Annotated in this window: 21 protein-coding genes; 3 read left to right on the top strand and 18 right to left on the bottom strand. The window is 55.2% G+C overall.

The genetic code is table 11. The features are described from left to right. From flgK to F6Y09_RS12095, 11 genes are all read right to left on the bottom strand, one after another. On the bottom strand, positions 1 to 2037 hold the full coding sequence (gene flgK, locus F6Y09_RS12145) for a flagellar hook-associated protein FlgK (protein WP_152207198.1): 2037 nt from the start codon (positions 2035 to 2037) through the stop codon (positions 1 to 3). Positions 2038 to 2042: 5 nt separating this feature from the next. Then, positions 2043 to 3047, bottom strand: coding sequence for a flagellar assembly peptidoglycan hydrolase FlgJ (gene flgJ, locus F6Y09_RS12140; protein WP_152207197.1), 1005 nt, complete (start codon positions 3045 to 3047; stop codon positions 2043 to 2045). Positions 3048 to 3055: 8 nt separating this feature from the next. After that, entirely contained in the window at positions 3056 to 4153 is a 1098-nt protein-coding gene (locus F6Y09_RS12135) for a flagellar basal body P-ring protein FlgI (protein WP_152207196.1), read from the bottom strand. Then, positions 4150 to 4839, bottom strand: a complete 690-nt coding sequence (gene flgH, locus F6Y09_RS12130; RefSeq protein WP_152207195.1) for a flagellar basal body L-ring protein FlgH — start codon at positions 4837 to 4839, stop codon at positions 4150 to 4152. Before flgH ends, F6Y09_RS12135 begins: the two co-directional genes overlap by 4 nt. Before the next feature lie 35 nt (positions 4840 to 4874). Further along, positions 4875 to 5663, bottom strand: coding sequence for a flagellar basal-body rod protein FlgG (gene flgG, locus F6Y09_RS12125; RefSeq protein ID WP_152207194.1), 789 nt, complete (start codon positions 5661 to 5663; stop codon positions 4875 to 4877). A gap of 78 nt (positions 5664 to 5741) precedes the next feature. Continuing rightward, positions 5742 to 6494 carry a flagellar basal body rod protein FlgF gene (locus F6Y09_RS12120; RefSeq protein WP_152207193.1) on the bottom strand — a complete coding sequence of 251 codons (753 nt, stop codon included), beginning with the start codon at positions 6492 to 6494 and terminating at the stop codon, positions 5742 to 5744. A gap of 179 nt (positions 6495 to 6673) precedes the next feature. After that, on the bottom strand, positions 6674 to 8548 hold the full coding sequence (locus F6Y09_RS12115; RefSeq protein WP_152207192.1) for a flagellar hook protein FlgE: 1875 nt from the start codon (positions 8546 to 8548) through the stop codon (positions 6674 to 6676). Positions 8549 to 8573: 25 nt separating this feature from the next. After that, a complete protein-coding gene (locus F6Y09_RS12110; protein ID WP_152207191.1) occupies positions 8574 to 9248 on the bottom strand; it encodes a flagellar hook assembly protein FlgD in 675 nt (224 codons plus the stop codon). Positions 9249 to 9269: 21 nt separating this feature from the next. Then, the gene (gene flgC, locus F6Y09_RS12105; RefSeq protein WP_152207190.1) at positions 9270 to 9719 is read right to left on the bottom strand and encodes a flagellar basal body rod protein FlgC; all 450 of its coding nucleotides are present in this window, start codon (positions 9717 to 9719) and stop codon (positions 9270 to 9272) included. A 34-nt stretch (positions 9720 to 9753) separates the two neighbouring features. After that, a complete protein-coding gene (gene flgB, locus F6Y09_RS12100) occupies positions 9754 to 10152 on the bottom strand; it encodes a flagellar basal body rod protein FlgB (protein ID WP_152207189.1) in 399 nt (132 codons plus the stop codon). Between the two features lie 238 nt (positions 10153 to 10390). Further along, positions 10391 to 10951 carry a nitroreductase family protein gene (locus F6Y09_RS12095; protein ID WP_152207188.1) on the bottom strand — a complete coding sequence of 187 codons (561 nt, stop codon included), beginning with the start codon at positions 10949 to 10951 and terminating at the stop codon, positions 10391 to 10393. Between the two features lie 311 nt (positions 10952 to 11262). Between F6Y09_RS12095 and F6Y09_RS12090 the strand changes: the two genes are divergently transcribed. Further along, positions 11263 to 12636 carry an adenylate/guanylate cyclase domain-containing protein gene (locus F6Y09_RS12090; protein WP_246180513.1) on the top strand — a complete coding sequence of 458 codons (1374 nt, stop codon included), beginning with the start codon at positions 11263 to 11265 and terminating at the stop codon, positions 12634 to 12636. 28 nt (positions 12637 to 12664) lie between these two features. On the opposite strand, the gene queF is transcribed toward F6Y09_RS12090, so the two are convergent. The 5 genes from queF to F6Y09_RS12065 form a co-directional block, all read right to left on the bottom strand. Next, positions 12665 to 13483 (bottom strand): NADPH-dependent 7-cyano-7-deazaguanine reductase QueF, encoded by an 819-nt coding sequence (queF, locus tag F6Y09_RS12085; protein WP_152207187.1) that lies wholly within the window; start codon positions 13481 to 13483, stop codon positions 12665 to 12667. 13 nt (positions 13484 to 13496) lie between these two features. Beyond that, positions 13497 to 14270, bottom strand: coding sequence for an ABC transporter permease (locus F6Y09_RS12080; RefSeq protein WP_152207186.1), 774 nt, complete (start codon positions 14268 to 14270; stop codon positions 13497 to 13499). After that, a complete protein-coding gene (locus F6Y09_RS12075; RefSeq protein ID WP_152207185.1) occupies positions 14267 to 15205 on the bottom strand; it encodes an ABC transporter ATP-binding protein in 939 nt (312 codons plus the stop codon). The genes F6Y09_RS12080 and F6Y09_RS12075 overlap by 4 nt, the downstream gene beginning before the upstream one ends. A gap of 192 nt (positions 15206 to 15397) precedes the next feature. Beyond that, positions 15398 to 16714 carry a cyclic di-GMP phosphodiesterase gene (locus tag F6Y09_RS12070; protein WP_281348037.1) on the bottom strand — a complete coding sequence of 439 codons (1317 nt, stop codon included), beginning with the start codon at positions 16712 to 16714 and terminating at the stop codon, positions 15398 to 15400. Between the two features lie 182 nt (positions 16715 to 16896). Then, a complete protein-coding gene (locus tag F6Y09_RS12065; protein ID WP_152207183.1) occupies positions 16897 to 17163 on the bottom strand; it encodes a PilZ domain-containing protein in 267 nt (88 codons plus the stop codon). Between the two features lie 239 nt (positions 17164 to 17402). Between F6Y09_RS12065 and F6Y09_RS12060 the strand changes: the two genes are divergently transcribed. Further along, the gene (locus F6Y09_RS12060) at positions 17403 to 18416 is read left to right on the top strand and encodes a Fe(3+) ABC transporter substrate-binding protein (RefSeq protein WP_152207182.1); all 1014 of its coding nucleotides are present in this window, start codon (positions 17403 to 17405) and stop codon (positions 18414 to 18416) included. 145 nt (positions 18417 to 18561) lie between these two features. Next, complete coding sequence (locus F6Y09_RS12055) at positions 18562 to 20250, top strand: ABC transporter permease (RefSeq protein WP_152207181.1); 1689 nt, start codon at positions 18562 to 18564, stop codon at positions 20248 to 20250. A gap of 73 nt (positions 20251 to 20323) precedes the next feature. On the opposite strand, the gene F6Y09_RS12050 is transcribed toward F6Y09_RS12055, so the two are convergent. Together F6Y09_RS12050 and F6Y09_RS12045 are read right to left on the bottom strand one after the other, a co-directional pair. Then, positions 20324 to 20815: a YiiD C-terminal domain-containing protein gene (locus F6Y09_RS12050; protein WP_246180511.1), complete on the bottom strand. Its 492-nt coding sequence runs from the start codon at positions 20813 to 20815 to the stop codon at positions 20324 to 20326. Between the two features lie 177 nt (positions 20816 to 20992). Further along, complete coding sequence (locus tag F6Y09_RS12045) at positions 20993 to 22660, bottom strand: AMP-binding protein (RefSeq protein ID WP_152207180.1); 1668 nt, start codon at positions 22658 to 22660, stop codon at positions 20993 to 20995. Positions 22661 to 22836: the final 176 nt, after the last annotated feature.

The following is a 22836-nucleotide window of genomic DNA, read 5'->3' as shown; positions in this document are numbered from 1 at the left end:
TTAGCGAAAGGTATTCAGAAGTGTATCGAACAGGTCCTGAGCGACACTCATGACCTGGGCCGAAGCATTGTAGGCAGCCTGATACTGGATCAGCCGGCCGGCCTCCTCGTCCAGGTTGACCCCCGACATGGACTCACGCTGATTGGTGGTCTGCTCCAGCAAGGCCTGGCCCGCATCCACATCGAGCTGGGCCTGACGTGTGGTCACGCCCACCTGCCCTACCAGGCCACCGTAGGCTTCGGTGAAACTCTGGTTGCCGCCGTTCATGGTGTTCGCCGTGGCCAGTCCACCCAGAAACTGGGCGTTTCGGTTATCGGAAATGCCGTCAGTGTTGTAATTGATCCGGAACACGTCATTGGCCTGCGGGTTACCACTTATCACAAACTGGAACCCCCGATAGTTAGCATCCTGGGGGTCTTCCGAGAATAACTTGTTGGAAATCCCGTTCTGGAACGTTTGCCCGGTAACTGGCGGATCCAGAGGTTGCGGATTGGTTGAGTCAGAAGCATCAAGAATGGCGTATTCCGTGGCGCTGGTGAAACGCACAATCAGCGGCGGCGACAGCTCACCCCGGGTAGTGAACCCGGATAATGGAACATTCGTCAGCGGATTTCTGATATCCAGCATGGTGCCCTGTGAAACAACCCCATTGCCTGCGTTGCCGCTGCCAGCCTCGGCTTTGATCGGGCTTGCGAAGGCCAGCTCTTCTTCCCGCTCAACTATCAATGCGATATCTGTGGCAGCTGACCGCGTGGGCCGAACCAGAAAACTGTCGCCCTGTTCAAAGGCTCCGGACTCAATACGCACGTTAAATCCCGGCATGGAGATGTCTGCCGGTAGTGGGGTTGGCAGCGCGCCCTGTCGGACCACCTCACCGCTGGCACGATCAATCAGTTCGAAATTGGCACCATTATTACCGGTAAACTGAAGCGTGTAGGCGCCTGCCGTAAGTGCTTTACTGTCGCTTATTTCCACCGCGACCACGCCGTTTCTTGGTGGCTGATTGTCGGCATTCGGGGAGACACGATTAAGCTGAGCGCTGCGACTGTTTATGTCGGTAAAGAACAACCCACCCAGGTCGCCTTCGAGGTCCATACCGATCTGATGCTGATGGTTGATCTGGTCCGATAATGCCAGGGCGATGCGGCCAAGTTCGTCAAACGCCGGCTCCAGGCCCTCGGACATGAATTGGCGCAGTCCGCCAAGTTTGCCGCCGACGATCTGTTCAGTGACGTCCCGTGCCCGGCCACCACTGGTCAGGGTAAACTTCAGCGTTGAGGAGTCCTCGTCGCTGGCCTCCGTCGAGAGCGTTGAAGCCTGATTGCCCACCACCAGCGCCTGGCCGTTGGTCATCTGCACGTTGATCTGCCCGCCCTCGGCGGGCACCACGCGAATTTTCATCAGCTCCGACAATTCCCGGAGCTTTTCATCCCGCTTGTCCAGCAATGCGTTCGGCTCGTTGCCCTGGGCGAGGCCCGGGGTCTCGGAGATCGCCAGGTTCAATTCAGCAATGCTGACAAGCAGCGCATTGGCGTCAGAGGTGCTCGCCTTCATCTGGGAATTAACAGACTGTTGCTGCTGGATAAAACTGGAATTCAGCGCCTGGAAACGATTGACCAGTCCTTGCGCCTCACTCAGCACCAACTGGCGCTGAGGCAAAGCCGCAGGGTCTTCGGCAGCGCTCTGGATACTGGCGAAGAAATTATTAAGGGCATTGTTCAGCCCGGTACTTTCACCACCCAGCAGGTTGTCGAGACGGGACAATTCCTTGTTCAGGGTGTCTTGCTCATTGAACAAAGAAGAATCACCGCGAAGCTGCTCGCTGATAAACGCATCGGCTATGCGACGGATATCAGTGACATTGACGCCACTGCCCACGTTGCCAGCACCGGTAGCACGACCCGGCTGGGTCTCGAAAATCACTTCCTGGCGGCTGTAGCCCGGCGTATTTGCGTTGGTGATGTTGTTGCCCGTGGTATTGAGAGCCGCCTGGTGACTCAGAATGCCTGTCAGACCGATGCCAATCAGACCTGCCATAGCCGTTACTCCCCAGAACCAGACAAGATAGAATCGGGAGCAGCCGCCTCGAGCAGGCTACCATCCATAATCCGGCGGATTTTCGCGCCGTATTCAGGGTCCGTGGCATAGCCGGCGGCTTGAAGCTTGTTAGCAAACTGATCGGGCTTGTCCGCGGCCGCCAATACCTCACGGTATCTCGGGTTACTCTCAAGAAAACTGACATAGTCCCGAAAGCTTGCCTCGTAATTGGGATAAGCCCGGAAGGCGGCCCGCTCCCTCATGGGAACACCTTCACGGTATTCAGTCGTGGCAATATTGACGGACTCGCCCTGCCACCGGCTGTCAGCCTTGATACCAAACAGGTTGTAACTGGACCCGCCCGCGCTGCTTTCAATCATATGCTTGCCCCAACCGGTTTCCAGGGCCGCCTGGGCGATCATGACCCTTGGGTTGAGCCCGCTTTCACCGGCGACCTTTTGCGCCAGTGGCAGCAGTTCGCGAACAAAGGCCTGAGGAGAGGCAAACCTGGCTGTAGGCCCGGACCCAGGCGCTACTTCATCTCGGGCTGGCTCAGCTATGGCTGCCTCTACCACCTCATCCACTTGCCTGACATGGTCTGGCAGCCCGGGAGACAGTTTGGGCAAACTGCGATCATAATCCGACAGTGCGCCTTTATGCCCGGTCAGTTTCTGGCCCTGGTCGCTCATGCCCGGAATCTGTTGGCTCAGTTGCCTTACCAAGGCCTCAGACAGGCCCAGACCACGCTGTTGTGACATGCTCAGACTCAACTGGCTGTCGAACATGTCCTGATAAAACTCCGACTGACTGCTGTTCAGGAAATTGCCTTCCGACAGAACCTTGTTGGCCGCCCGCATGGATTTCAGCATCTCCGATACAAACAGGCTTTCAAACTGCTTGGCCACCTGTTCCAGAGCGCCTTTTTTATCCGTGCGCGCTTGGGTCTTCAGGGCATTCAGTCCGCTGAATTCGGTGTATACCTGGGCCTGTTGGAGACGTGAATCCTGCATCACTTCACCTATATGACAATCAGTTCAGCGCGAAGGGCGCCAGCCTGTTTCAATGCTTCGAGTACCGCCATGACATCACCAGGGGCGGCACCTACCTGGTTAACGGCCTGCACAATTTCATTCAGGGTGACGGCCGGGCCGAACTGGAACATCCGGGCCGGCTCTTCCGTGATAGCGATCTGTGTATTGGGCGTCACCACGGTGTCACCATCCGCAAACGGGTTGGGCTGGTTGACATCAAAATTTTCTTTAATCGTAACCGTAAGACTCCCATGGGTGACAGCCGCCGGGCTGACACGGACATTCTGGCCAACCACGATGGTTCCGGTACGGCTATTGATGACCACCTTGGCGGACTCCTGGGCGGGATCAACTTCAAGGTTCTCGAGAATGGACAGGAAGCTGACCCGCTGGGAGGGATCCCGGGGCGCCTTTACCGATACCGACGTGGCATCATGTGCGTAAGCCATCCCTGTTCCCAGAGTTTCGTTAATCACCTCGGTTACCCGGCGCGCAGTGGTGAAATCAGGACGCAGCAGGTTAAAGGTAATGGTGTCGCCCTGGGCAAATGGCGACGTCACTTCCCGCTCAATGGTCGCGCCATTGGGAATTCGGCCAACGCTCGGCACATTGACGGTGATTCGCGAACCATCCGCGCCTCCCGCGCCAAAGCCACCCACCACCAAACTACCCTGAGCTATCGCGTATACCTGCCCATCAGCACCTTTCAGTGGCGCCATCAACAAGCTGCCACCCCGAAGACTGTCGGCATTGCCAATCGAGGAAACGGTGATATCGAGTTCCTGTCCCGGTTTCGCAAACGGTGGCAGGCTGGCGTGGATTGTAACCGCGGCCACGTTCGCCAGTTTCGGATTGGTGCTTTCCGGCAATACGATACCGAACTGGTTCATCATGTTACGGAAGGTCTGGTTGGTGAACGGCGCTTTGTCCCCGGTGCCATCAAGACCCACTACCAGGCCATAGCCGATCAGCTGATTGGAGCGCACGCCCTTCACCCGTGCCATATCCTTGAGGCGGTCAGCCAATACCGGCGCTGCAACCAGTGCAAACACGAGCGCAATAACTGACAATCGAATTCGGCTCATAATGGCCACCACTCACTGTTGAAGAACCGGGCCAGCCAACCCATCTGGTTAGCCTGGTCGAAATCACCGGTGCCACCGTAGGAAATGCGGGCATCGGCAATGCGATTTGAAGCAATGGTATTGTTCGGAAGAATGTCCTGGGGGCGAACCAGCCCGGTCAGCCGGATAAATTCATCACCGTTAGTGAGCGACAACCATTTCTCGCCGCGAATCATCAGCACACCGTTTGGCAGAACTTCGGTGACTGTGACAGAAATACTGCCCGCCAGCCGGTTGCTCTGATCCGCTTCTGCTTCACCTTCAAAATCCCGCTCCATGCTGAGATCAGTCCCAAGGTTCAAACCGGTATGGCCCAGAATGCTGCCCTCAAGGAACGAGACTTCGTTGTCCTTGGTAATACTGCTGCCAGCATTCTTGCTTGCCTGCGTGGACTCTTGCAGTGTCACCAACAGAACATCGCCGACGTTCAGGGCGATCGTGTCGCCATACAAATTGGTATTTCGGTTGGTCTGGTAGATGGCACCGGAGTTGGGGTCGCGCTGCAACATGGTCTGGGCCCGGACCGGAGCAAAGGCGGGATCATCGGGCATGGCTCTGGGCCGGCTCATGGCGGTGCAGCCTTGCAATAGAACCAGGGTGGCAATAAGACCCAGAAGCCAGGGGGAGCGTCTGTTCAGTTCGCTCATGATGAATTCCTCATACCCGAGAGTCGGCTAACCATTTAGCCGATGTTATTGGTGATGAACTGGAGCATCTGGTCGGTGGCGGAAACCACCTTCGAGTTCATCTCATAGGCCCGCTGAGTGGTGATCATATTGACCAGCTCTTCCACCACCTCAACGTTGGAGGCTTCTGTCATGCCCTGTTCGATGGTGCCAAGACCGGCAATGCCCGCCTGACCCTCGATTGGATCGCCACTGGCGTTGGTTTCACGATAAAGGTTGTTACCCATGGCCTGGAGACCCTGCGGATTGATGAAATCCACCAGAGGAATTTCACCCAGATTCACCGGAGCGGCCTGGTTATCGACCACCGCTGATACCGTGCCATCTTTACCGATGGTAACGGTGGTGGCGTTTTCAGGAACGTTGATGTTCGGCTCCAGCAAGTAACCTTCCGGGTTCACAATGTCACCGTCAGCGTTGAGCTGGAACTGGCCGTCCCGGGTGTAGGCAACATCACCGTCGGGCAACAGCACCTGGAAGAAACCGCGACCGTTGACCGCCATATCCAGAGGCTGCTCCGTTACCTGCAGGTTGCCCTGGGTAAACTGCTTGGCCGTACCTACAACCCGGACACCGGTACCGAGCTGGAGACCCGAGGGCAGTTCCGAGTTCTCGGAAGAAAGCCCGCCAGGCTGCCGGTTGATCTGATACAGCAAATCCTGGAACACCGCGCGGTCTCGCTTAAAGCCCGTTGTATTGACGTTGGCCAGGTTGTTGGAAATGGTCGTCATGTTGGTGTCTTGCGCACTCAATCCGGTTTTACTGACCCATAATGCTGGATGCATGATCCTACTCCTCGTTGAAACCCGGTAGCGGCGAAGCTTTGCCGCTATTGCCTGTCAGGCCGGTTTTCCGTGCTTTAATTAAAGGTTTTGCAACAGCCGTGCCGTAGCCTCGGAATTTTCCTCTGCGGTCTGCATGACCTTTACCTGCATCTCGAACTGCCGGGACAGCTGCAGGTTCGAAATCATTTCTTCTACCGCGTTTACATTGGAGCTTTCCAGAAAGCCTGACGTGATCCGGATATCCGCGTCCGGTGTTTCCGGGCCGATAATCGCCTCGTCCGTTTTGCGACGCATAAAGCCGTCTTCGCCTTTCTCGAGAGTTTCCCGAGGTGGATTCACCAGCTTGATGCGGTCAATTTCTGCAAGCTGATTGGGGGGGCCGCCGACCGGAATAATCGAGATGGTGCCGTCGGAGCCCACCAGAAGTTTTTCGTAGGGCGGCAGAGCGACCGGACCGCCATTGCCAAGAACGGGTTCACCACTCCCCGTACGCAAAAGACCGTTAACGTCAACCTGGAGGCTGCCGGCGCGGGAAAAAACTTCTTCACCGTTGTCATTCTGAATGGCCATCCAGCCTTCACCATTTATGGCGATGTCCAGATCCCGACCGGTCTCCATCAAGGCGCCGGACTTGAGATCGGTGCCGGGACGTTCCGTCATGGCGTAGGCGCGGGTCGGAAAATGCTCGCCATATACCGGCATACTCCGGGCCTGGGCAAAGTCACGTTTGAACCCGGTGGTGGTGACGTTGGCCAGGTTGTTGGCATGGGCCTGCTGCGCCAACATGGTCTGCTTGGCGCCGGACATCCCAATAAAGATCGACTTATCCATCGGACAACTCCTGCCGGATTTTTGACTGATACAATAGATTATGCAGAAGTTGTGCCATAACGACACGGTTAAGCGAACAGCGAGCAGTATGAGGAGTGCAAGGCGCGGTGATAGTCGGTTTAAACTGGCTTGCTCAGGTGCCGGGAGGCAGCAAAGAAGGCTGCCCCCAGACGGTCTGATTAACGGAGGTTGATGATGGTCTGGGTAACGGCATCCGAGGTTTCGATGGTTTTCGCGTTAGCCTGGTAGTTTCGCTGGGCGATGATCAGGTTCACCAGTTCTGCGGACAGATCAACGTTGGACTCTTCCACCGAACTGGCCTTGATCGAACCCAGGGTACCGGTATCCGGCTGGCCTACTATCGGCTGTCCGGAGTCAAACGTTTCCACCCAGCTGGTCTCGCCCACCGGCGCCAGTCCATCGGTATTTCTGAAAGAGGCCAATGCTACCTGCCCCAGGGTATCGGACTGGCCGTTGGTATACCGGGCAAACAGCACGCCGGTATCGGATACATCCAGGCCCGACAAACGACCGGTGGTATAGCCGTTCTGACGCTGGTCAGTCACCCCGAAAGCACTGCCAAATTGTGTCGTCTCAGCCAGATTTATCGCGAAGTTGGAACTGGTCGGGGGTTGCGGGACCGGGGTCGCGCCGCCGTTAGCCGTCAGCAATGGGCCATCTGCGCCGTTGGGGGCCCCCTTGGAATCCAGCGGGGTCCAGTTTGAAATAAGCACTTCGCCGTTGGGGTCGCCATCGACACTCTGAAGCGTACCGTCAACGTTGAACTGCAGTTCATAGCGGGCGCTTGAGGCTTCGCCATTGGCAGTGGGGGGATCGCCGACCTCTTCACCATCAATTTGAACGTACATGGCCCAGACATTACCGCCGCCTGAAACCGGCTCTTTGACAAAGTACTGTGTCAGTTCATGGGAGTTACCCAGGCTGTCAAACACATTAAACGAGGTGGCGTGGTTATAGGTACGCTGGTCGTTGGGGTCAAACGTGTTGGTACGGAAGGTGTCAGTGGTGGCACCCGTCAACAGCGCGCCATCGGATGTCAATGACGCATCCACTGGCAGAGTCGTGTTCAGGCTGCCAACCTGCACCTCACTGACAGTGCCGGCGGCGGCCTCATAGGCCACACTCAGGTTATTACCCCGACTCTCGATCAAGCGCAGGAATTCAGGGGTGCCACCGGCACCTTGGGTGATCGTCGCATTGACACTGCTGTTGAGGGGGGAATTGTTGATAGCGTCACGAAGCCAGCCGACAGGGTCGGCTTCACCGGCAGGGATGGCGAAATCGGTACCCTGAACAGACACCGTCTCACCTGCCTGAATTTCGCCTACCGGGACAGTGTACTCTGTTCGCGCAGAAGCACTGACGTCGTCCTGCTGGTTCAGCAGCTCCGCTATATCCCGCGCTGTGCTGCCGGCGGGAACAGTGATGTTCGTGCTCGTGCCGTCTGCACGCGCAATGTTAAGAATCTGTTCGCCCACAGTTGCGGTCGGCGCGGGCTGCAGGGTTTGATAAGTGGTGCCGCTGACCTCCAGCACACCTTCCCGAGAATCCAGGTTGAGCTCGGACTGGACATCGGTGGTCCGGCGGGGCGCCAGGTTCGATGCATCCACCTGCAGGTCACCACGAATACCGGAGAGGTTGCCGTCTTCATCGGCCTGAAAACCCTGCACACGCATATTCTGGTTGTTGGTGACGAAGCCGTCCTTATCGATACCGAACTGGCCGGCCCTGGAATACCTCACCTCACCGCCGTTGTTCAGCACGAAGAAACCGTCACCGTTGATGGCAAGGTCAAGACCATTGTCGGTAAAGCTGATATTGCCCTGAGCAAAGCTCTGCTTTACGTCCTGAACCCGAACACCGTCACCAATGGGGTTGGTCCCGGAGCTCAGGAAGCCGTTGGCATAAAGATCCCCAAACTGAGCCCGGCTACCCTTAAAACCCACCGTGCTGGCATTGGCAATATTGTTCCCGGTGACATCCAGGTCTACCGATGCAGCGCGTAAACCGCTAAGTCCTGTATTGAACGCCATACCACACCTCTGTTTCTAACCTGGTTTAATTGATTTGCTGAATCTGGGACAGAGCAACAGAACCCATACCCGCAAGATTCAACGTAATACCACCACCCTGCCCGAGGGACACACTGTCCACGTTGGCGCTGAGCACCGTTGCTAACTGTTCAGTGCCGGAGGGATAGGCACCCTGGGCGACTACCTGGTAGGTCCCGGGCGGCATGGCGCTGCCGTTGCCATCCTTGCCGTCCCACACAAAACTGGTCTGACCGGGCTGGCTCGGCCCCATATCCATCTGGCGAACCGTCTCGCCCGCCTGATTAACAATCGACACCCGCAAATTTGAAGTGGATGCCGGTATATTCACAGCGCCCTTGATTTGCCCATCAACCCCGAGCAACCCGTTCTCGGAAGGTACCAGTACGCTGCGCCCAACCATGGCTGAAGCCTGCAACGCCTGGGTTGAGCGGAACTCCCCCACGACGTCGTTAACGTTGCCGGATAATTTCTGCATTTCCTCAAGGGAGCTGAACTGGGCCAGCTGAGCGATGAATTCGCCGTTGTCCTGGGGCTCCAGCGGATTCTGGTTCTTGAGCTGGGCGATCATCAGCTCCATAAACTCATTCTTGCCGAGTTCATCTTTCTGAGCCGCCCCCGGACTCTTTAGCTGATACTGACTCAGTACATCCGACGCTGCGGTACCGTTCACCGTGCTCATGGCTTATTCCTCAATGCTTTGTTACTGCTGCCCAAGGGTCAGGATGCGCTGCATCATGGATTTGGCCGTATTCATCACATCCACGTTCATCTGGAAGCTGCGGGAAGATGACATCATGTCGGCCATCTCCTCCACCACATTGACGTTAGGATAGAAGACATAGCCGTCCTCATTCGCGGCCGGATGTTCCGGCTGATAGCGCATCTGAAGCTCCGCATCGCTTTCAACAATTCCTTCAACCGTTACACCAACACCTGAGCCATCCTGGCTGCCCATACCAAAGCCTTGTGGTGACGGGTTCATCATGCTGTGCTGAATGGCAGCGAAAACCGGCTTACGGGCACGGTAGGTGGTATCCGTGCTCGAACTGGCCGTTTCCGCATTGGCGATGTTGGAGGCGGTGGTGTTCAGCCGCAGGGACTGCGCAGTCATTCCTGAGCCGGCAATATCAAAAATGCTACCGAGTGACATGATGAAGCTCCTGTCTCACTTTAATGTGGTTGCCCTACTCGCCACTGATGGCTTTGCTCAGGCCGGAAAATTTGCTGCTCAGAAACTGGAAGCTGGCCTGGTATTCCATGGCATTACGCATGAAACGGCTCTGTTCCTGCTGGGCATCAACCGTATTGCCATCAACAGCAGGCTGGTGAGGGACACGATAAAGCAGCTCGCCACCCTCTGCTCCGCTGCCCGCCAGATCCATGTGCCCACTGTGGGACTTGGTCATTTTCATATCCTGGGCGGATTGCGCCTGCTGCAGCATGGCCTGGAAATCAACATCCTTCGCCTTGAATCCCGGGGTGTCCGCGTTGGCCAGGTTGTTGGACTGAACTTCCGCCCTTCTGACCCGGGCATGCAACGCCTGTTCATGAATACCGAGCGCTTTATCGAATGTGATTGCCATGCGGGCCTCCAAAGCTCTGATCCTGCTTGCCGGTGGATTTATGCCGGTTCCAAGCGTCGTTAAGCAGACTGAAGCAACAGCGATGCCAGTTTTACAAAAGTGCTGTTTTTCGGGGGTGAGATGGGTGCCGCAGGTGCGGAAGGAAGCATCAAGAAGCGGTTAAAGCGGCAACAAAAGGGAAAAGCGGCAATCACTTTCCCCATGGTATCCTTGAGCCTGCCAGAGGCGTGAGACCACTTTACTTCGGCCAACGACTCACAAAATCGGCGGTATCCGGTCTCGGAACTTCCGGTTTATGGGAGTCCACGGTACCAACATACAAAAAGCCGGCCACAGACTCATTTTCAGCTAAACCCAAGCCGCTTGCGACCTGGGGGTGGTAAGCAACCGCGCCGGTACGCCACATTGCTCCGAAGCCTGCAGATTGGAGCGCCAGCAGCATGTAACCCAACCCCACAGCGGCAGAGGCGTGCTGTTCGATATCAGGCACTTTCGGGTGCGGCTTATGGCAGACAATACCCACAATGATCATCGGCGCCCGCAACGGCGACTTTCTGAGCTTTTCCTGTTTGCCCGGCAGCCCTTCTTCTTCATCGCCTGCCGCCTGTGCGAACAACTCCCCCAGTTTTGTCCGTCCCTCTCCCTCAATGACGAGGTAGCGCCATGGCCGAAGCAAGGCGTGGTCTGGTGCCCTGGCAGCACATTCAAAAACCTTCTGCAGCACCTGCCTGTCGGGAGCGGGTGCAACCAATCTGGGCTCAGAAGCTCGCTTCATTATTGCGTCGATAACATCTGTCATGGGTGATCCTGATTATTCCGGTAAGCCGGATGACGGTGTCACCATCTTCCGATCCGCATTAAAATTGAGACTAAGTATTAATACTGTTAATCTTTAATCGTATATGTGTCTACCCTAAAACAACAAATACCCGGTAGTAAGTCCATGAGCACAGACGATCTGTCTGGCGGTCTTGACGGCCTCCAACACCGCTGCGCCGATGATAATAGAATCAACTCTATAGGCGCCGGATCGAGGGATAACCCTCATCAGGGGCGAGGCCTCGCAATAGCATGATGAATGCCTCGCTATCGGTGAGCAAATCCATTGTTATGGATTCACAGAATAACCCTATCGCCATTCCCTCAATGCCCGACTACAAGGGCCGGATTCTTGCTTACAGCGCAACGGCTGCCATCATCGTTACCGGTCTGTCCCAGGGCATCTTTGCAGGCTGGATGGCCTGGCTGTTGGCTGGCGCGCTTATCTGGCCCCACGTGGCCCATTATCTGACCCGGCGAACATTTCTTCGTCTCTCCCCGCGTATCCGTCAAAAGATGCAATTGGCTGATTGCGCCATTGGTGGCTCATTTGTCGGTTTGATCGGATTAGTGGCCGTGCCGGGTATCGCCGTGATTCTCATGCTGATGTTCAGTTGCCTGATAGTCGGGGGCATACGGCAGTGGCTGTGGGGCGTTCTGCTTCTGATCATAGCCATACCTGTAGGCTGCAGCATCAACGGGCCTTCCGCCTCGCTTGAGTCTCCGCTGGTGCTCAGTATCGTCTCCATCCTGGCCACCGGTCTGTACATCTGTGTGACAGCATTTTATGCGCATCAACAGGCTCGGGCCTTGATGTTGGCAAAAACCCAGATACAGAACCAGCGTGAACAATCCATTGCACTATCCCACAAGCTGTCCAAGTACCTCTCACCCCAGGTATGGCAGTCCATCTTCACCGGCGAGCGCGATGTGCGTCTGGAGACCCAGCGCAAGAAGCTGGTGATTTTTTTCTCCGATATCAAAGGCTTCACCGAGCTGTCGGAAGAGATGGAACCGGAGGCCCTGACGGAATTACTGAATCACTACTTCAATGAAATGTCGGAGGTGGCGCACCGATATGGGGGCACCATCGATAAATTTGTCGGCGATTCCATCATGATTTTTTTCGGTGATCCCACCAGTCGCGGTCAACGCGAGGATGCCTCCGCCTGTGTCTCCATGGCTATCGATATGCGAAAACATATGAAAATCATGCGTCAGCAATGGCGCAGCCAGGGCATCAAGACACCGCTTGAAATACGAATGGGCATCAGCACCGGCTATACAACCGTTGGTAACTTCGGTGCCGAAAACCGGATGGACTACACCATCATTGGCAAGGAAGTGAATCTGGCCAGCAGACTTGAATCCCTCGCGAAACCGGGTGAAATACTGATCTCATACGAGACGTTTTCGCTGATCAAGGACCGCATCATGTGCCGTGATAAAGGCGAAATTACCGTCAAAGGGTTCGGGCGCCCGGTGCCGATCTATGAGGTCGTTGACTTCCGTCGGGACCTCGGGCCAAACCGCAGTTTTCTGGAGCATGAACACAGCGGCTTTTCCATGTACCTGGATTCCGAGAAAGTCACGGACAAGGAACGGGAAGCCATTCTGTCGGCGCTGGAAGACGCCGCCGACCGACTGCGCCGGGAAGATGCCTGACATCTGGCGGGCGCTTGAACTCGCGCTGCTATTGCCTGATCAGTCTCATGCTGGGCACCTCGCCGGCGGAAGTGCTACGCCAGGGATTAATATCCAGCCCTCCGCGTCGCGTGTAACGGGCACACACTGTCAGGTGCTGCGGGTCGCAACGCTGAAAAATATCATTGAATATTGTCTCCACGCAGTGCTCGTGAAAATCCTGCTGTTGTCGAAAACCAACCACATAGCGCAACAACCCCGCCCGGGATATCCGCGGCCCGGTGTACTCGATCAATAGTGACCCCCAGTCCGGCTGGCCAGTTACCGGGCAGTTGCTTTTCAGCAAGTGCGAGCACAGGCGTTCGGTGACCCCCTTGCCACCGGCCTGTAGCTCATCCGGGCAATAGGCGTAACCGACATTCTCCAGGGGCTCATCGTCGATCAACTCAAAGTCTTCGGGATGACCAGAAATCATCATCGGCTGATCGACGTCATAAAGCGTTACACTTACCGCTGACCCGCTGGCACTGGAAAGGTCTCGCTCGATTACTTCCGCGGCTTGCGCAGGTGTTGAGAACACCATCTGATTGAGCGAGTTCAGGTACAGCTTGAGAGACTTTGACTCAATCAACGAGACCGACGCCGCCGGCACCCGGATTTCGGCCCAGGCCACCGCCGGTACACCGCTGGGCCGCAACCATGACAACTCCCAGGCTTGCCAGAGATCTTCTCCAAACCAGGGCCAGCGGCCATCCTGAAAACCGATACGGCGCCGATTGTCGTCTCTCGGGACCGGAAATAAAAGCTCCGGGCTGTAACTGTCCGGGTATTCGCTGGCTTTACCCAGCGGTGCATCATTCAATGCCATATAAATTCCTGATTCAGTGCCTGATCCCTTTACCGCGCTTGAGCAATCGCAGGGAAACTACAGAGAGAATAGCAATAAACAATACAATCATCCCGAGGGAAACACCGACATGAACGTCGGACACCCCCAGAATTCCGTAACGAAATGCATTCACCATATAAAGTATGGGGTTTGCCATAGACACCGCCTGCCAGAACTCCGGTAACATCTGAATCGAATAAAATACGCCACCGAGGTAAGTCAGCGGGGTCAGGATAAATGTCGGGACGATGGATATGTCATCAAACTTTGTGGCAAGCATGGCGTTGATAAATCCGCCGAGGGAAAACAACGCTGAGGTCAGAAACACCGTCAGAATCATTACCGGTAAATTGTGAATATCAAGACGGGTAAACGCCAAAGACAGGAGCGTGACGATCAGACCAACCCCCAGCCCACGAGCCATACCACCCGCCACGTACCCCACCAGGATAACGCTGTTGGGGACCGGAGACACCAACAACTCCTCGATACTGCGCTGAAACTTCATGCTGAAAAATGACGACACCACGTTGGCGTAAGAACTGGTGATCACCGACATCATGATCAAACCTGGCGTGATAAACGACATATATTCAAAGCCGCCCATATCGCCAATGCGCGATCCGATAAGGTTGCCAAAAATCACGAAGTACAACGTCATGGTGACAGCGGGCGGCAACAGCGTTTGCGGCCAGATCCGGGTAAAGCGGCGGACCTCACGTAACACAATCGTTGCGAAGGCGGTGAACATTGCATGGGGGCTCATGCCTGTGCCTCCCTGTCCCGGGCATTGTCTTCAACCAACCGAAGAAATAACTCTTCCAACCGGTTTGCCTTGGTTCGCATACTTAGAACCTTGATTCCGAGGCGTTCCAGCTCCACGAACACCCCGTTCAGGCTTTGGGCTTTTTCCACATCCACTTCCAGCGCCCCCTCCTCATTCAGGCGGGTGGCAAAACCTTGCAGTTGCGGAACTTCCTGGCTGGTCAGGTCGGTGTCGAGAATAAATGTCTCTACACTGAGTTGCTGTAGCAGCGCCCGTTTGCTGGTGTGTTTGAGAATTTTGCCGTGATCAATGATGGCGATATTTCGACACAGGGCTTCGGCTTCCTCGAGGTAATGGGTCGTGAGGATGATCGTGGTGCCCTGTCGGTTCATTTCCTCGAGAAAGGTCCACATTGAACGCCGCAATTCGATATCCACACCTGCGGTGGGTTCGTCCAGAATCAGCAGCTTTGGTTCATGCACCAGCGCTCGTGCAATCATCAGACGACGCTTCATACCACCCGATAGCATTCGCGCCGGGGAATCGCGCTTTTCCCAAAGGCCCAGCTTACGCAGGTAACGCTCGGCGGACACCTTTGCCCGGGCTAGCGGAATGCCGTAGTAACCCGCCTGCGTGGTGACAATATCAAACACTTTCTCAAACTGGTTGAAATTGAATTCCTGCGGCACGACACCGAGGTTCAGCTTTGCAGCCGAAAGCTCGGTATCAATATCATGACCAAATACCTTAACGCTCCCCGACGACTTGTTTACCAATGAGCAGACAATGCCCAACGTGGTTGATTTACCCGCACCGTTCGGACCCAACAAGGCGAAAAAATCCCCTTCTGCCACATGCAGATCAATACCCCTGAGGGCTTCAAAACCGTCGCCGTAGGTTTTCACCAGCCCGGTGATTTCTAATGCATTGCCCATAAAACCTCTCCGGGAAACCGCGTGCCATCCGCATTGGCCAGGTCCCGCCTGTTGGTGAAAAGTAAATCTGGTAAGTTGTGGCGGAACTTCGTGAATTCAAGAGGCAGGGATTAGAGGTGATGGGGGGAGGTGCTTGTGATTTTCAAGCCCCGGCGGTTACCGCCGGGAAAAGCAGATCAGGGTCGTTACTGACTAACCACCGATGAACCGCTTCAGGTTCCAGCGGGACTCACTGCCGGTAACGTCGAACTGGTTTGGCTTCAGTCCGTCGGTCCCGAACGGTAAACACCCTTCAATTCGCAGCATTTCCTGAGGTGTTCGGCCGTCATTGAAATTGGCCAGGTTGACCACTTTCGCCGACCGCAGAGGCTGCTGCTGTGAGTCTGTCATTACCATAATCCGCGGCCACAGACGACGGGATGGTGAATGGGATACAACCACTCCACGCTCTCCACTATTGAGCTCAACCAACGTGCCGGTGGGATAAATACCAATAGACTGGATAAATTTTTCCACCAGATCTTCCTGGAATTCAATATTGCGCTGCTCGAACAACTGACTGACCGCTTGGGCTGGGGTCAGAGGCGTATGACCCTGACGGGGTTCAATCAATGCTTCATAGTAATCCACCAGGCCGGCAATTTTCGCAAGCAGCGGGATGCGATCCCCTTTCAAGGCAGCGGGAAAGCCAGAACCGTTATGCCGCTCCCGGTGGCCACGAACAATACTGACAACGGCACCGGAAAGACCAGCCTCCTGAAGCCGGGAAGCACCCCTCTCGACATAGGTTTTGAATTCGGCAAACTGCTCAAAATCCAGGCAATGCTCGTTGGTGATCAGCTCCTTCGGCAAATCGGCCTTGCCGACATGAGCAAGCAAACAGCCCATCGCCAGGTGATTCAGCAAGCCCTCATCCAGCCCCAGATGGCGACCACAAACCAGTGCCCAAATTGACGTACTGAGGGCATGCTGGTAGGTGTATTCGTCGTTATCACGCACGCGGGCCAGCCAGAGCAAAGCATCAGGGTTTCGAACAACACTCGATGTCATACTGCGGGTCACGCGGGACAGTGCCTCAAAGTCCGGCACACGGCCGTCACGCACACTCGCCTTTACATCATCAATCGCTCGCTCGGCATCGCCGAGCAGCAGTTGACTGAATTTCAGTTCTTTTTTCATCGTGGAGGTGATTTCGTGCTGCACCGGATTCTTGATATGCAGCGGGGGCAGCTGGAGCGTTTCCTCAGAGTTACGCTTGGCGTTCCGGCGGGTAAATACCGGAGCCTTGGCCTCGTCATATTCAGTTGAGTCACGTTCCTCCGCCACATCGATTTCAATCCATTTACAGTGGGAAACCAACGCGCGTATCTCTTCCTGTGAGCGTATGTAGAAGCCCTGAATCGGAAACGGGGTCATGTGCCACGGACGATCCAGATCAGACACAAACATGCCGATCTCCAGATCATGTACTGCCACTCTTCTCTGACGAACGCCCACGGTGCACCTCATTTACGGTTTTGACAGGTTTCCATTCTGACTAACGAGGAAAAAGAGTCCATTACAGTTTCGTATGCAGTGGTTACCAACCGACTACAGTGCGTTACCAAACATGTCATGAGGAAACATAATGTAGCAACGTGACGGCCGTCACACTAATTTGCAGAGGGATTCGAATTACCCATCACCGCCTGTCAATCCGAAAATTGAAGCCCGAAACCATCCACGGTTTTTCGCACCACCACCATTTCCAGCACCGGCGCAGGAATTGGCAGCCCTTGCACCTGTACCTGCACCCGGTCTCCGAGTTGGGGCGAGAAATCCTCTTCTACCACAATGAAAATGCCGCCATCGGATATATCGCGGGTCGAGAAAATTCTGGAGCCGATGTCCGGATGTGTCACGCTGACCTTTGCGTTCAGCGCTGTCCTGATATGTTCTCTGCGATTCTCTGAGCTCATTCAGCTTCGCCTGTTCTGCTTTTTTTCCAAGCCCTTAGCAGCTGGCTCCGGACTCTCTGCAAGTTCTTCAAATCGTAGGAATCATAGCATTGTTTGATGAAGCTGGAATTCTGGCCCGGAATAATTGACACTTTATTTAATTTGAATGAGAATGGTTTGTGTTTTCGATATTGATTCGACGTTAAGCGAGACAGTTGTCCGCCCACTCCCCGCTTATATAACTGATCAGGACGATGATTATGCGAATGAAGTTTGCTGCAAGCGCGCTACTTGCACTTTCCGTGTTACCGATCAATGCCAGTGCTGATGGCGAAGTTAACATCTATTCCTACCGTCAGGCCTTCCTTCTCGAACCTCTTCTGAACGCCTTCACCGAGGAAACCGGTGTGAAGACCAACGTGGTTTTCGCAAAAAACGGTCTTACTGAACGACTTGAGCGTGAAGGTGACAACAGTCCCGCAGACCTCGTGATGACAGTCGACATTTCGCGACTAAGCGAACTGGTCGAGAAAGATCTGACCGCGAGCGTAAGCAACCCGACACTTGAACAGAACATTCCTGAATACCTTCGCCACCCAGACGGCAAGTGGTTTGCACTTACTACCCGAGGGCGGATGATCTACACCTCGGTAGATCGCGTTGAAGAAGGGGAAATAACGACTTACGAGCAGTTGGCAGATGACAAATGGAATGACCGTATCTGTACCCGCAGCGGCAAGCACCCGTACAACATCGCGCTGATTTCCTCCATGATTGCGCACCATGGCGAGGAAAAAGCCCAGGAGTGGCTGCAAGGGGTCAAAGATAATCTGGCCCGTAAACCCCAGGGCGGTGACCGCGACCAGATCAAGGCAATTTCTGAAGGTGTCTGCGATGTAGCCATTGGTAACAGCTACTACTACGGCGCCATGCTGGAGGATGAAAACCAGCGACCGGCTGCTGAAAAGGCCCGCATGGTGTTCCCGAATTCCGACGGCCGTGGCACACACATCAATATCAGCGGGGTTGCGCTGACAAAGAGCGCTCCCAATCGGGAAAACGCCATTCAGTTAATGGAGTTCCTTTCAGAGCAAAAAGCTCAGCAGATTTACGCCGAAGCCAATACCGAATACCCTGCTAATCCAGAGGTTGAAGTAGCTGGCATAGTGGCAAATTGGGGCGACCTGAAACCGGATTCCCTTTCGCTGCAGGAAATTGCAGACAATCGCGACACTGCGGTTCGCATGGTCGATCGGGTAGATTACGACAACTAATGGATAGAGACAGTTAGCGGATAACTGAAGCCGCCGAAGCCGATTTCTTCGGACGTCGGGTGGCGGTTTTCAGGTTGTTTCTCCATTGCAGTTGAACGTACCCCTGTTTACACTTGCCGCGCTTCAGACCCTCCAACGGAAAACTATGAAACAGGCCGTGGACAGCACCGAGTATCAGACACACCAACCGTTACTTGCAGGCCATACCTCCCGCCGCTGGCTGTTTTCTGCCTGCGCTACCACGTTCATTGTCGCGTTGCCTGTATTCGCGGTGTTTTATCTGGCGTTGTTTCCGGATGAGAATATCTGGCCTCATCTGATCGACACCACTCTGCCCCGGTATCTCGATAATACCATTCGGCTGATGCTGGGTGTTGCACTTATCACGCTGTTTATTGGCGTCTCCACTGCCTGGGCGGTGACCGTATGCGAATTCCCCGGCCGCCGCTTTTTCGAATGGGCATTGTTGCTGCCGTTTGCCGTACCCGCGTATGTCATTGCCTACGTTTATACAGACCTGCTCGATTATGCGGGGCCCATTCAGATTGCCCTGCGGGACTGGTTTGGCTGGAACAGTGCCCGGGATTACTGGTTTCCGCAAATAAGGAGCCTGGGCGGCGCCACCCTGATGATTGGCCTGGTGCTGTACCCCTACGTTTATCTGCTTTCCCGTGCGGCATTTATGGAGCAATCACCGTCACTTTTTGCGGTCAGCCGTAGTCTCGGGCACTCCGCGCTGAGTACCTTTTTCAGGGTCGTACTCCCCATCGCCCGCCCGGCGATTGCAGTCGGGCTGTCGCTGGTATTAATGGAAACCCTGAACGATTTTGGAACCGTCGATTTTTTTGCAGTACAGACCTTGACTGCTGGCCTCTTTGATACCTGGATGAACCTTGGCAATCTGGGCGGCGCCGCCCAGATTGCCACCGTCATGCTGTCTTTCGTGCTGGTTCTGGTAACGCTGGAGCGATATTCCCGCCGGCGCCAGAAACAGTTTTCAGCACGGGACAATCGCCAGCCCGTCCACCGTTTCAGGCTCACGCCAGGCCGCAAGGCGCTTTGCATCATTGTGTGCGCGGTACCCGTGGTGTTCGGCTTTATCATACCGGCCCTCGTGCTGGGCTATTACGCGGTGGAATATTTCGAACAAAGCTGGAACACCGAGTTCTTCAGGAACACCGTTAACAGCCTGTTTCTCTCCGCTACCGCCGCACTTACCACCCTCGTTATCGGCCTGACACTTGCCTACAGCCGACGCCTTCACGACACACCGGGCATGCGGGTTCTCATGAGACTGTCCAGCCTGGGTTACGCCATGCCTGGCGCGGTGCTAGCTGTGGGTGTCATTGTTCCAATGGCGGGCTTTGATAACTGGCTCGATGGGCTCATGGAGTACTGGTTTGGCTGGAACACCGGTCTGTTGCTCAGCGGTACTACGTTCGCCCTGGTGTTCGCCTACACGGTGCGTTTTCTTGCGGTCTCGGCAGGTAGTGTTGAAAGTGCCCTGCAGAAAGTAACCCCCAGCATGGATATGGCGGCCCGATCACTCGGCCAGGGACCAGGCGGCACGCTCATCCATGTGCACTTGCCGATACTCCGGGGAACGCTGCTAACAGCCGCACTTGTGGTGTTTGTGGACTGCATGAAAGAACTGCCCGCCACTCTCATACTGCGACCCTTCAATTTTGACACTCTGGCAACCTATGTATACCAGTTTGCCTCCGATGAAATGCTCAGCCGTAGCGCTTTACCCGCATTGATTATTGTACTTGCCGGGATTGTTCCGATCATTCTGATGAGCCGGTCAATCGGGCAGTCCAGAAGCTTCAACTGATACCGGCCAACACCCGTCACAGCGATCAGAGCGTGCAGAAATCAGAGACTTCAGAATTGAACGTTTTCAGAAATCAGAGCCTGCAGAAATCCGTGCGAACTTCCTGAACTACAAAACGTCCCCGAAAGGCCGCCAGAGGTCTGGTATCCGGCGTCAGGGTAGCCTCTCCGCGAAAAATCTGGGCCGTCAGATTCAGCCGGCCTTTTCCAAGCCGGGCCAGACTCTTGTGAAACCGGCGCATGAGGTCCTCATCGGTCAGAGTACAGAGCGCGTAAAAATCTCCCTCAACCGGCCCCAGGTAATCCATTTCACCGCTCTGAATCAGAATGCTGCCCGTCAGGCCGGCGTCCGCCAACTGAAGTTCCACCAGGCCCCAGGCCGAGACCACCGCTACCGAATAAAGACTGCCACCAAAAGCCGTACCCTGGTGGTTATGGTTCGGTTCCAGCGGTGCACTCACCAACAGTTGCCGGCCATCATAGGCCACCAGGTCCACCGCCAGGCTCCTGGTCAGTGGAATAACATCATTGATCCGTTTCTTGAAGCGAGCAAGCTGAGTCATCATTTGTCCATCCTCTGGACTCAGTCTAGTAGTCTCACGCAGCTTTCCCTATGCGACTAACGTCGGCTTTTGCGATATATGCATCAACAGACCCGCGCCACCAAAAAAAACCCCGCCAGTCAACGCTACGGGGTTTTATGCTGCCATCGCCTGGCCGGCTTTATGGATCAGCTTTGAGTGCTATTGCCAGATCACCTGCTGGCGCTTGGAGTACCAGGTGTCCAGGTCCACTTTATAGGCATCCTCCACCACATTGCGCTTCAGCTTCATGGTAGGGGTCAGAAAGTCGTTATCGATACTCCACTCGTCCTTTACAACAACCAGGAACTGGAGCTGCTCATGGGGATCAACGGTTTTGTTCACATCGTTCAGCAACGATGACAAACTGGCGTCGAGTTCCTTGCGATAAGCTTGATCGGCTGCCCGACGCCGGGCGTCTTCCGACAACATCACCAGACAATGGGGCTGGGGATAATTTTCGCCGGAAACACACACCATTTCGATGTCGGGATGGCTCATCAACTTGTTCTCGATGGGTGCGGGAGCGACGTACTTGCCCTTGCTGGTTTTAAAAATCTCCTTGAGCCGTCCGGTCAGCTTGAGCCGACCTTCATTATCGATTTCGCCTTTGTCACCGGTGCGCAGGAACCCGTCCTCAGTAAACGCCGCCCGGGTTTTTTCCTCGTCTTTGTAATACCCCATCATGGTGGCCGGACTTTTTACCAGCACTTCGCCCTGCTCGCTGATTTTGACTTCCACCCCCGGCAACGCTTCTCCTACGTACCCGGTACGAGCCCGCCCCGGCTTGTTCATATGGGAATAGGCGAAGTTTTCAGACATGCCATAGCCTTCTAACAGCTCAAGCCCGAGGCCGCGATACCATTCCAGGATGTCATGGGCCAGGGGGGCGGAGCCACTGCCGGCGAACCTGACATGCTGCAGCCCAAGATTGGTAAGAACCTTCTTTTTGATCAGCTTGTTCAGCACAGGCACCTTGAGCAGCCGCTGGAGCTTTTTCCTGGGCACTTTCTGGAAGACGCCATGCTGGAACTTGATCCAGATACGGGGTACCGCCAGGAACAGAGTTGGCTGGGCACGCTTGAGGTCATCCACAAACGTATCGAGGGATTGGGCAAAATACAGGGTGAAACCCTTGTTCATGGAGCCAAGTTCCACCACAAACCGCTCGAATACGTGAGCAAGCGGCAAATAAGACAGCATGCGCTCGTTGGTTGTCACATCCAGCGCTTCCGTGCCACCGGCAGCCGCGTACGCAAGATTGTCGAAACTCAGCATCACACCTTTGGGTCGCCCGGTGCTACCGGAGGTATAAACGATAGTCGCCAGCTCGTCAGCGGCGCGGTCAACCTTTTCCGCCAACGGTGGAAATTTGGCCACGATGTCATTCCAGCTCTTGAAATCGTTGGGCGGGCTGAGCGGGTATGAAATGCAGGCTAAAGTATCGGGAACCCCCGACTTCATGCTGTCCCAGTCATCCAGTTTGCCGACGAACAATACTTCGCAGCCGCTGTGCTCAAGAATATAGCCAACGGTGGTTGCGTTCAGGGTTGGATAGAGGGGCACAGAGACATGCCCTGCCATCCAGATGGCCCAATCCGACATGATCCAGTGCGCACAGTTCTTGGAAATAATCCCGATCCGGCTGTTGGCGGGCAGATCCAGGGACTTCAGGTAAGCGGCCATACGCCTGGCTTCACCCACTGCGCGGCGCCAGGTGTACTCCACCACTTTGTCACCCCCCATCGGCTGTACCATATAGACCGATTCAGCCCGGGCAGATTCCCAGTGATAAATCATCTCAAGAGGGAGCTTATATTTCGTGTCCATGGACCTTCCTTTGTTTGTATTTTTTGGCCGATACGTTCCTGAAGATTATTTCATCACACACGTTGTCGTCAAAATGTGACGCAACCAGAACCATATCTACTGACTCCATATAAACCGCAATTTTTCGGGCAGTTTATGGCACGTAAAATAGTGGAGTGCGGCAGCAGACCTGGGTA

Source organism: Marinobacter changyiensis (genome assembly GCF_009193265.1).
GTDB classification, from domain to species: Bacteria; Pseudomonadota; Gammaproteobacteria; order Pseudomonadales; family Oleiphilaceae; genus Marinobacter; species Marinobacter changyiensis.
This window is presented reverse-complemented; position numbering and strand designations above follow the sequence as displayed.

What these genes read in the sequence shown, in the direction of transcription:
- flgK (WP_152207198.1), bottom strand. Translation starts at nt 2,037, where the DNA reads ATGGCAGGTCTGATTGGCATCGGTCTGACAGGCATTCTGAGTCACCAG.
- flgJ (WP_152207197.1), bottom strand. Translation starts at nt 3,047, where the DNA reads ATGCAGGATTCACGTCTCCAACAGGCCCAGGTATACACCGAATTCAGC.
- F6Y09_RS12135 (WP_152207196.1), bottom strand. Translation starts at nt 4,153, where the DNA reads ATGAGCCGAATTCGATTGTCAGTTATTGCGCTCGTGTTTGCACTGGTT.
- flgH (WP_152207195.1), bottom strand. Translation starts at nt 4,839, where the DNA reads ATGAGCGAACTGAACAGACGCTCCCCCTGGCTTCTGGGTCTTATTGCC.
- flgG (WP_152207194.1), bottom strand. Translation starts at nt 5,663, where the DNA reads ATGCATCCAGCATTATGGGTCAGTAAAACCGGATTGAGTGCGCAAGAC.
- F6Y09_RS12120 (WP_152207193.1), bottom strand. Translation starts at nt 6,494, where the DNA reads ATGGATAAGTCGATCTTTATTGGGATGTCCGGCGCCAAGCAGACCATG.
- F6Y09_RS12115 (WP_152207192.1), bottom strand. Translation starts at nt 8,548, where the DNA reads ATGGCGTTCAATACAGGACTTAGCGGTTTACGCGCTGCATCGGTAGAC.
- F6Y09_RS12110 (WP_152207191.1), bottom strand. Translation starts at nt 9,248, where the DNA reads ATGAGCACGGTGAACGGTACCGCAGCGTCGGATGTACTGAGTCAGTAT.
- flgC (WP_152207190.1), bottom strand. Translation starts at nt 9,719, where the DNA reads ATGTCACTCGGTAGCATTTTTGATATTGCCGGCTCAGGAATGACTGCG.
- flgB (WP_152207189.1), bottom strand. Translation starts at nt 10,152, where the DNA reads ATGGCAATCACATTCGATAAAGCGCTCGGTATTCATGAACAGGCGTTG.
- F6Y09_RS12095 (WP_152207188.1), bottom strand. Translation starts at nt 10,951, where the DNA reads ATGACAGATGTTATCGACGCAATAATGAAGCGAGCTTCTGAGCCCAGA.
- F6Y09_RS12090 (WP_246180513.1), top strand. Translation starts at nt 11,263, where the DNA reads ATGGATTCACAGAATAACCCTATCGCCATTCCCTCAATGCCCGACTAC.
- queF (WP_152207187.1), bottom strand. Translation starts at nt 13,483, where the DNA reads ATGGCATTGAATGATGCACCGCTGGGTAAAGCCAGCGAATACCCGGAC.
- F6Y09_RS12080 (WP_152207186.1), bottom strand. Translation starts at nt 14,270, where the DNA reads ATGAGCCCCCATGCAATGTTCACCGCCTTCGCAACGATTGTGTTACGT.
- F6Y09_RS12075 (WP_152207185.1), bottom strand. Translation starts at nt 15,205, where the DNA reads ATGGGCAATGCATTAGAAATCACCGGGCTGGTGAAAACCTACGGCGAC.
- F6Y09_RS12070 (WP_281348037.1), bottom strand. Translation starts at nt 16,714, where the DNA reads ATGAGGTGCACCGTGGGCGTTCGTCAGAGAAGAGTGGCAGTACATGAT.
- F6Y09_RS12065 (WP_152207183.1), bottom strand. Translation starts at nt 17,163, where the DNA reads ATGAGCTCAGAGAATCGCAGAGAACATATCAGGACAGCGCTGAACGCA.
- F6Y09_RS12060 (WP_152207182.1), top strand. Translation starts at nt 17,403, where the DNA reads ATGCGAATGAAGTTTGCTGCAAGCGCGCTACTTGCACTTTCCGTGTTA.
- F6Y09_RS12055 (WP_152207181.1), top strand. Translation starts at nt 18,562, where the DNA reads ATGAAACAGGCCGTGGACAGCACCGAGTATCAGACACACCAACCGTTA.
- F6Y09_RS12050 (WP_246180511.1), bottom strand. Translation starts at nt 20,815, where the DNA reads ATGATGACTCAGCTTGCTCGCTTCAAGAAACGGATCAATGATGTTATT.
- F6Y09_RS12045 (WP_152207180.1), bottom strand. Translation starts at nt 22,660, where the DNA reads ATGGACACGAAATATAAGCTCCCTCTTGAGATGATTTATCACTGGGAA.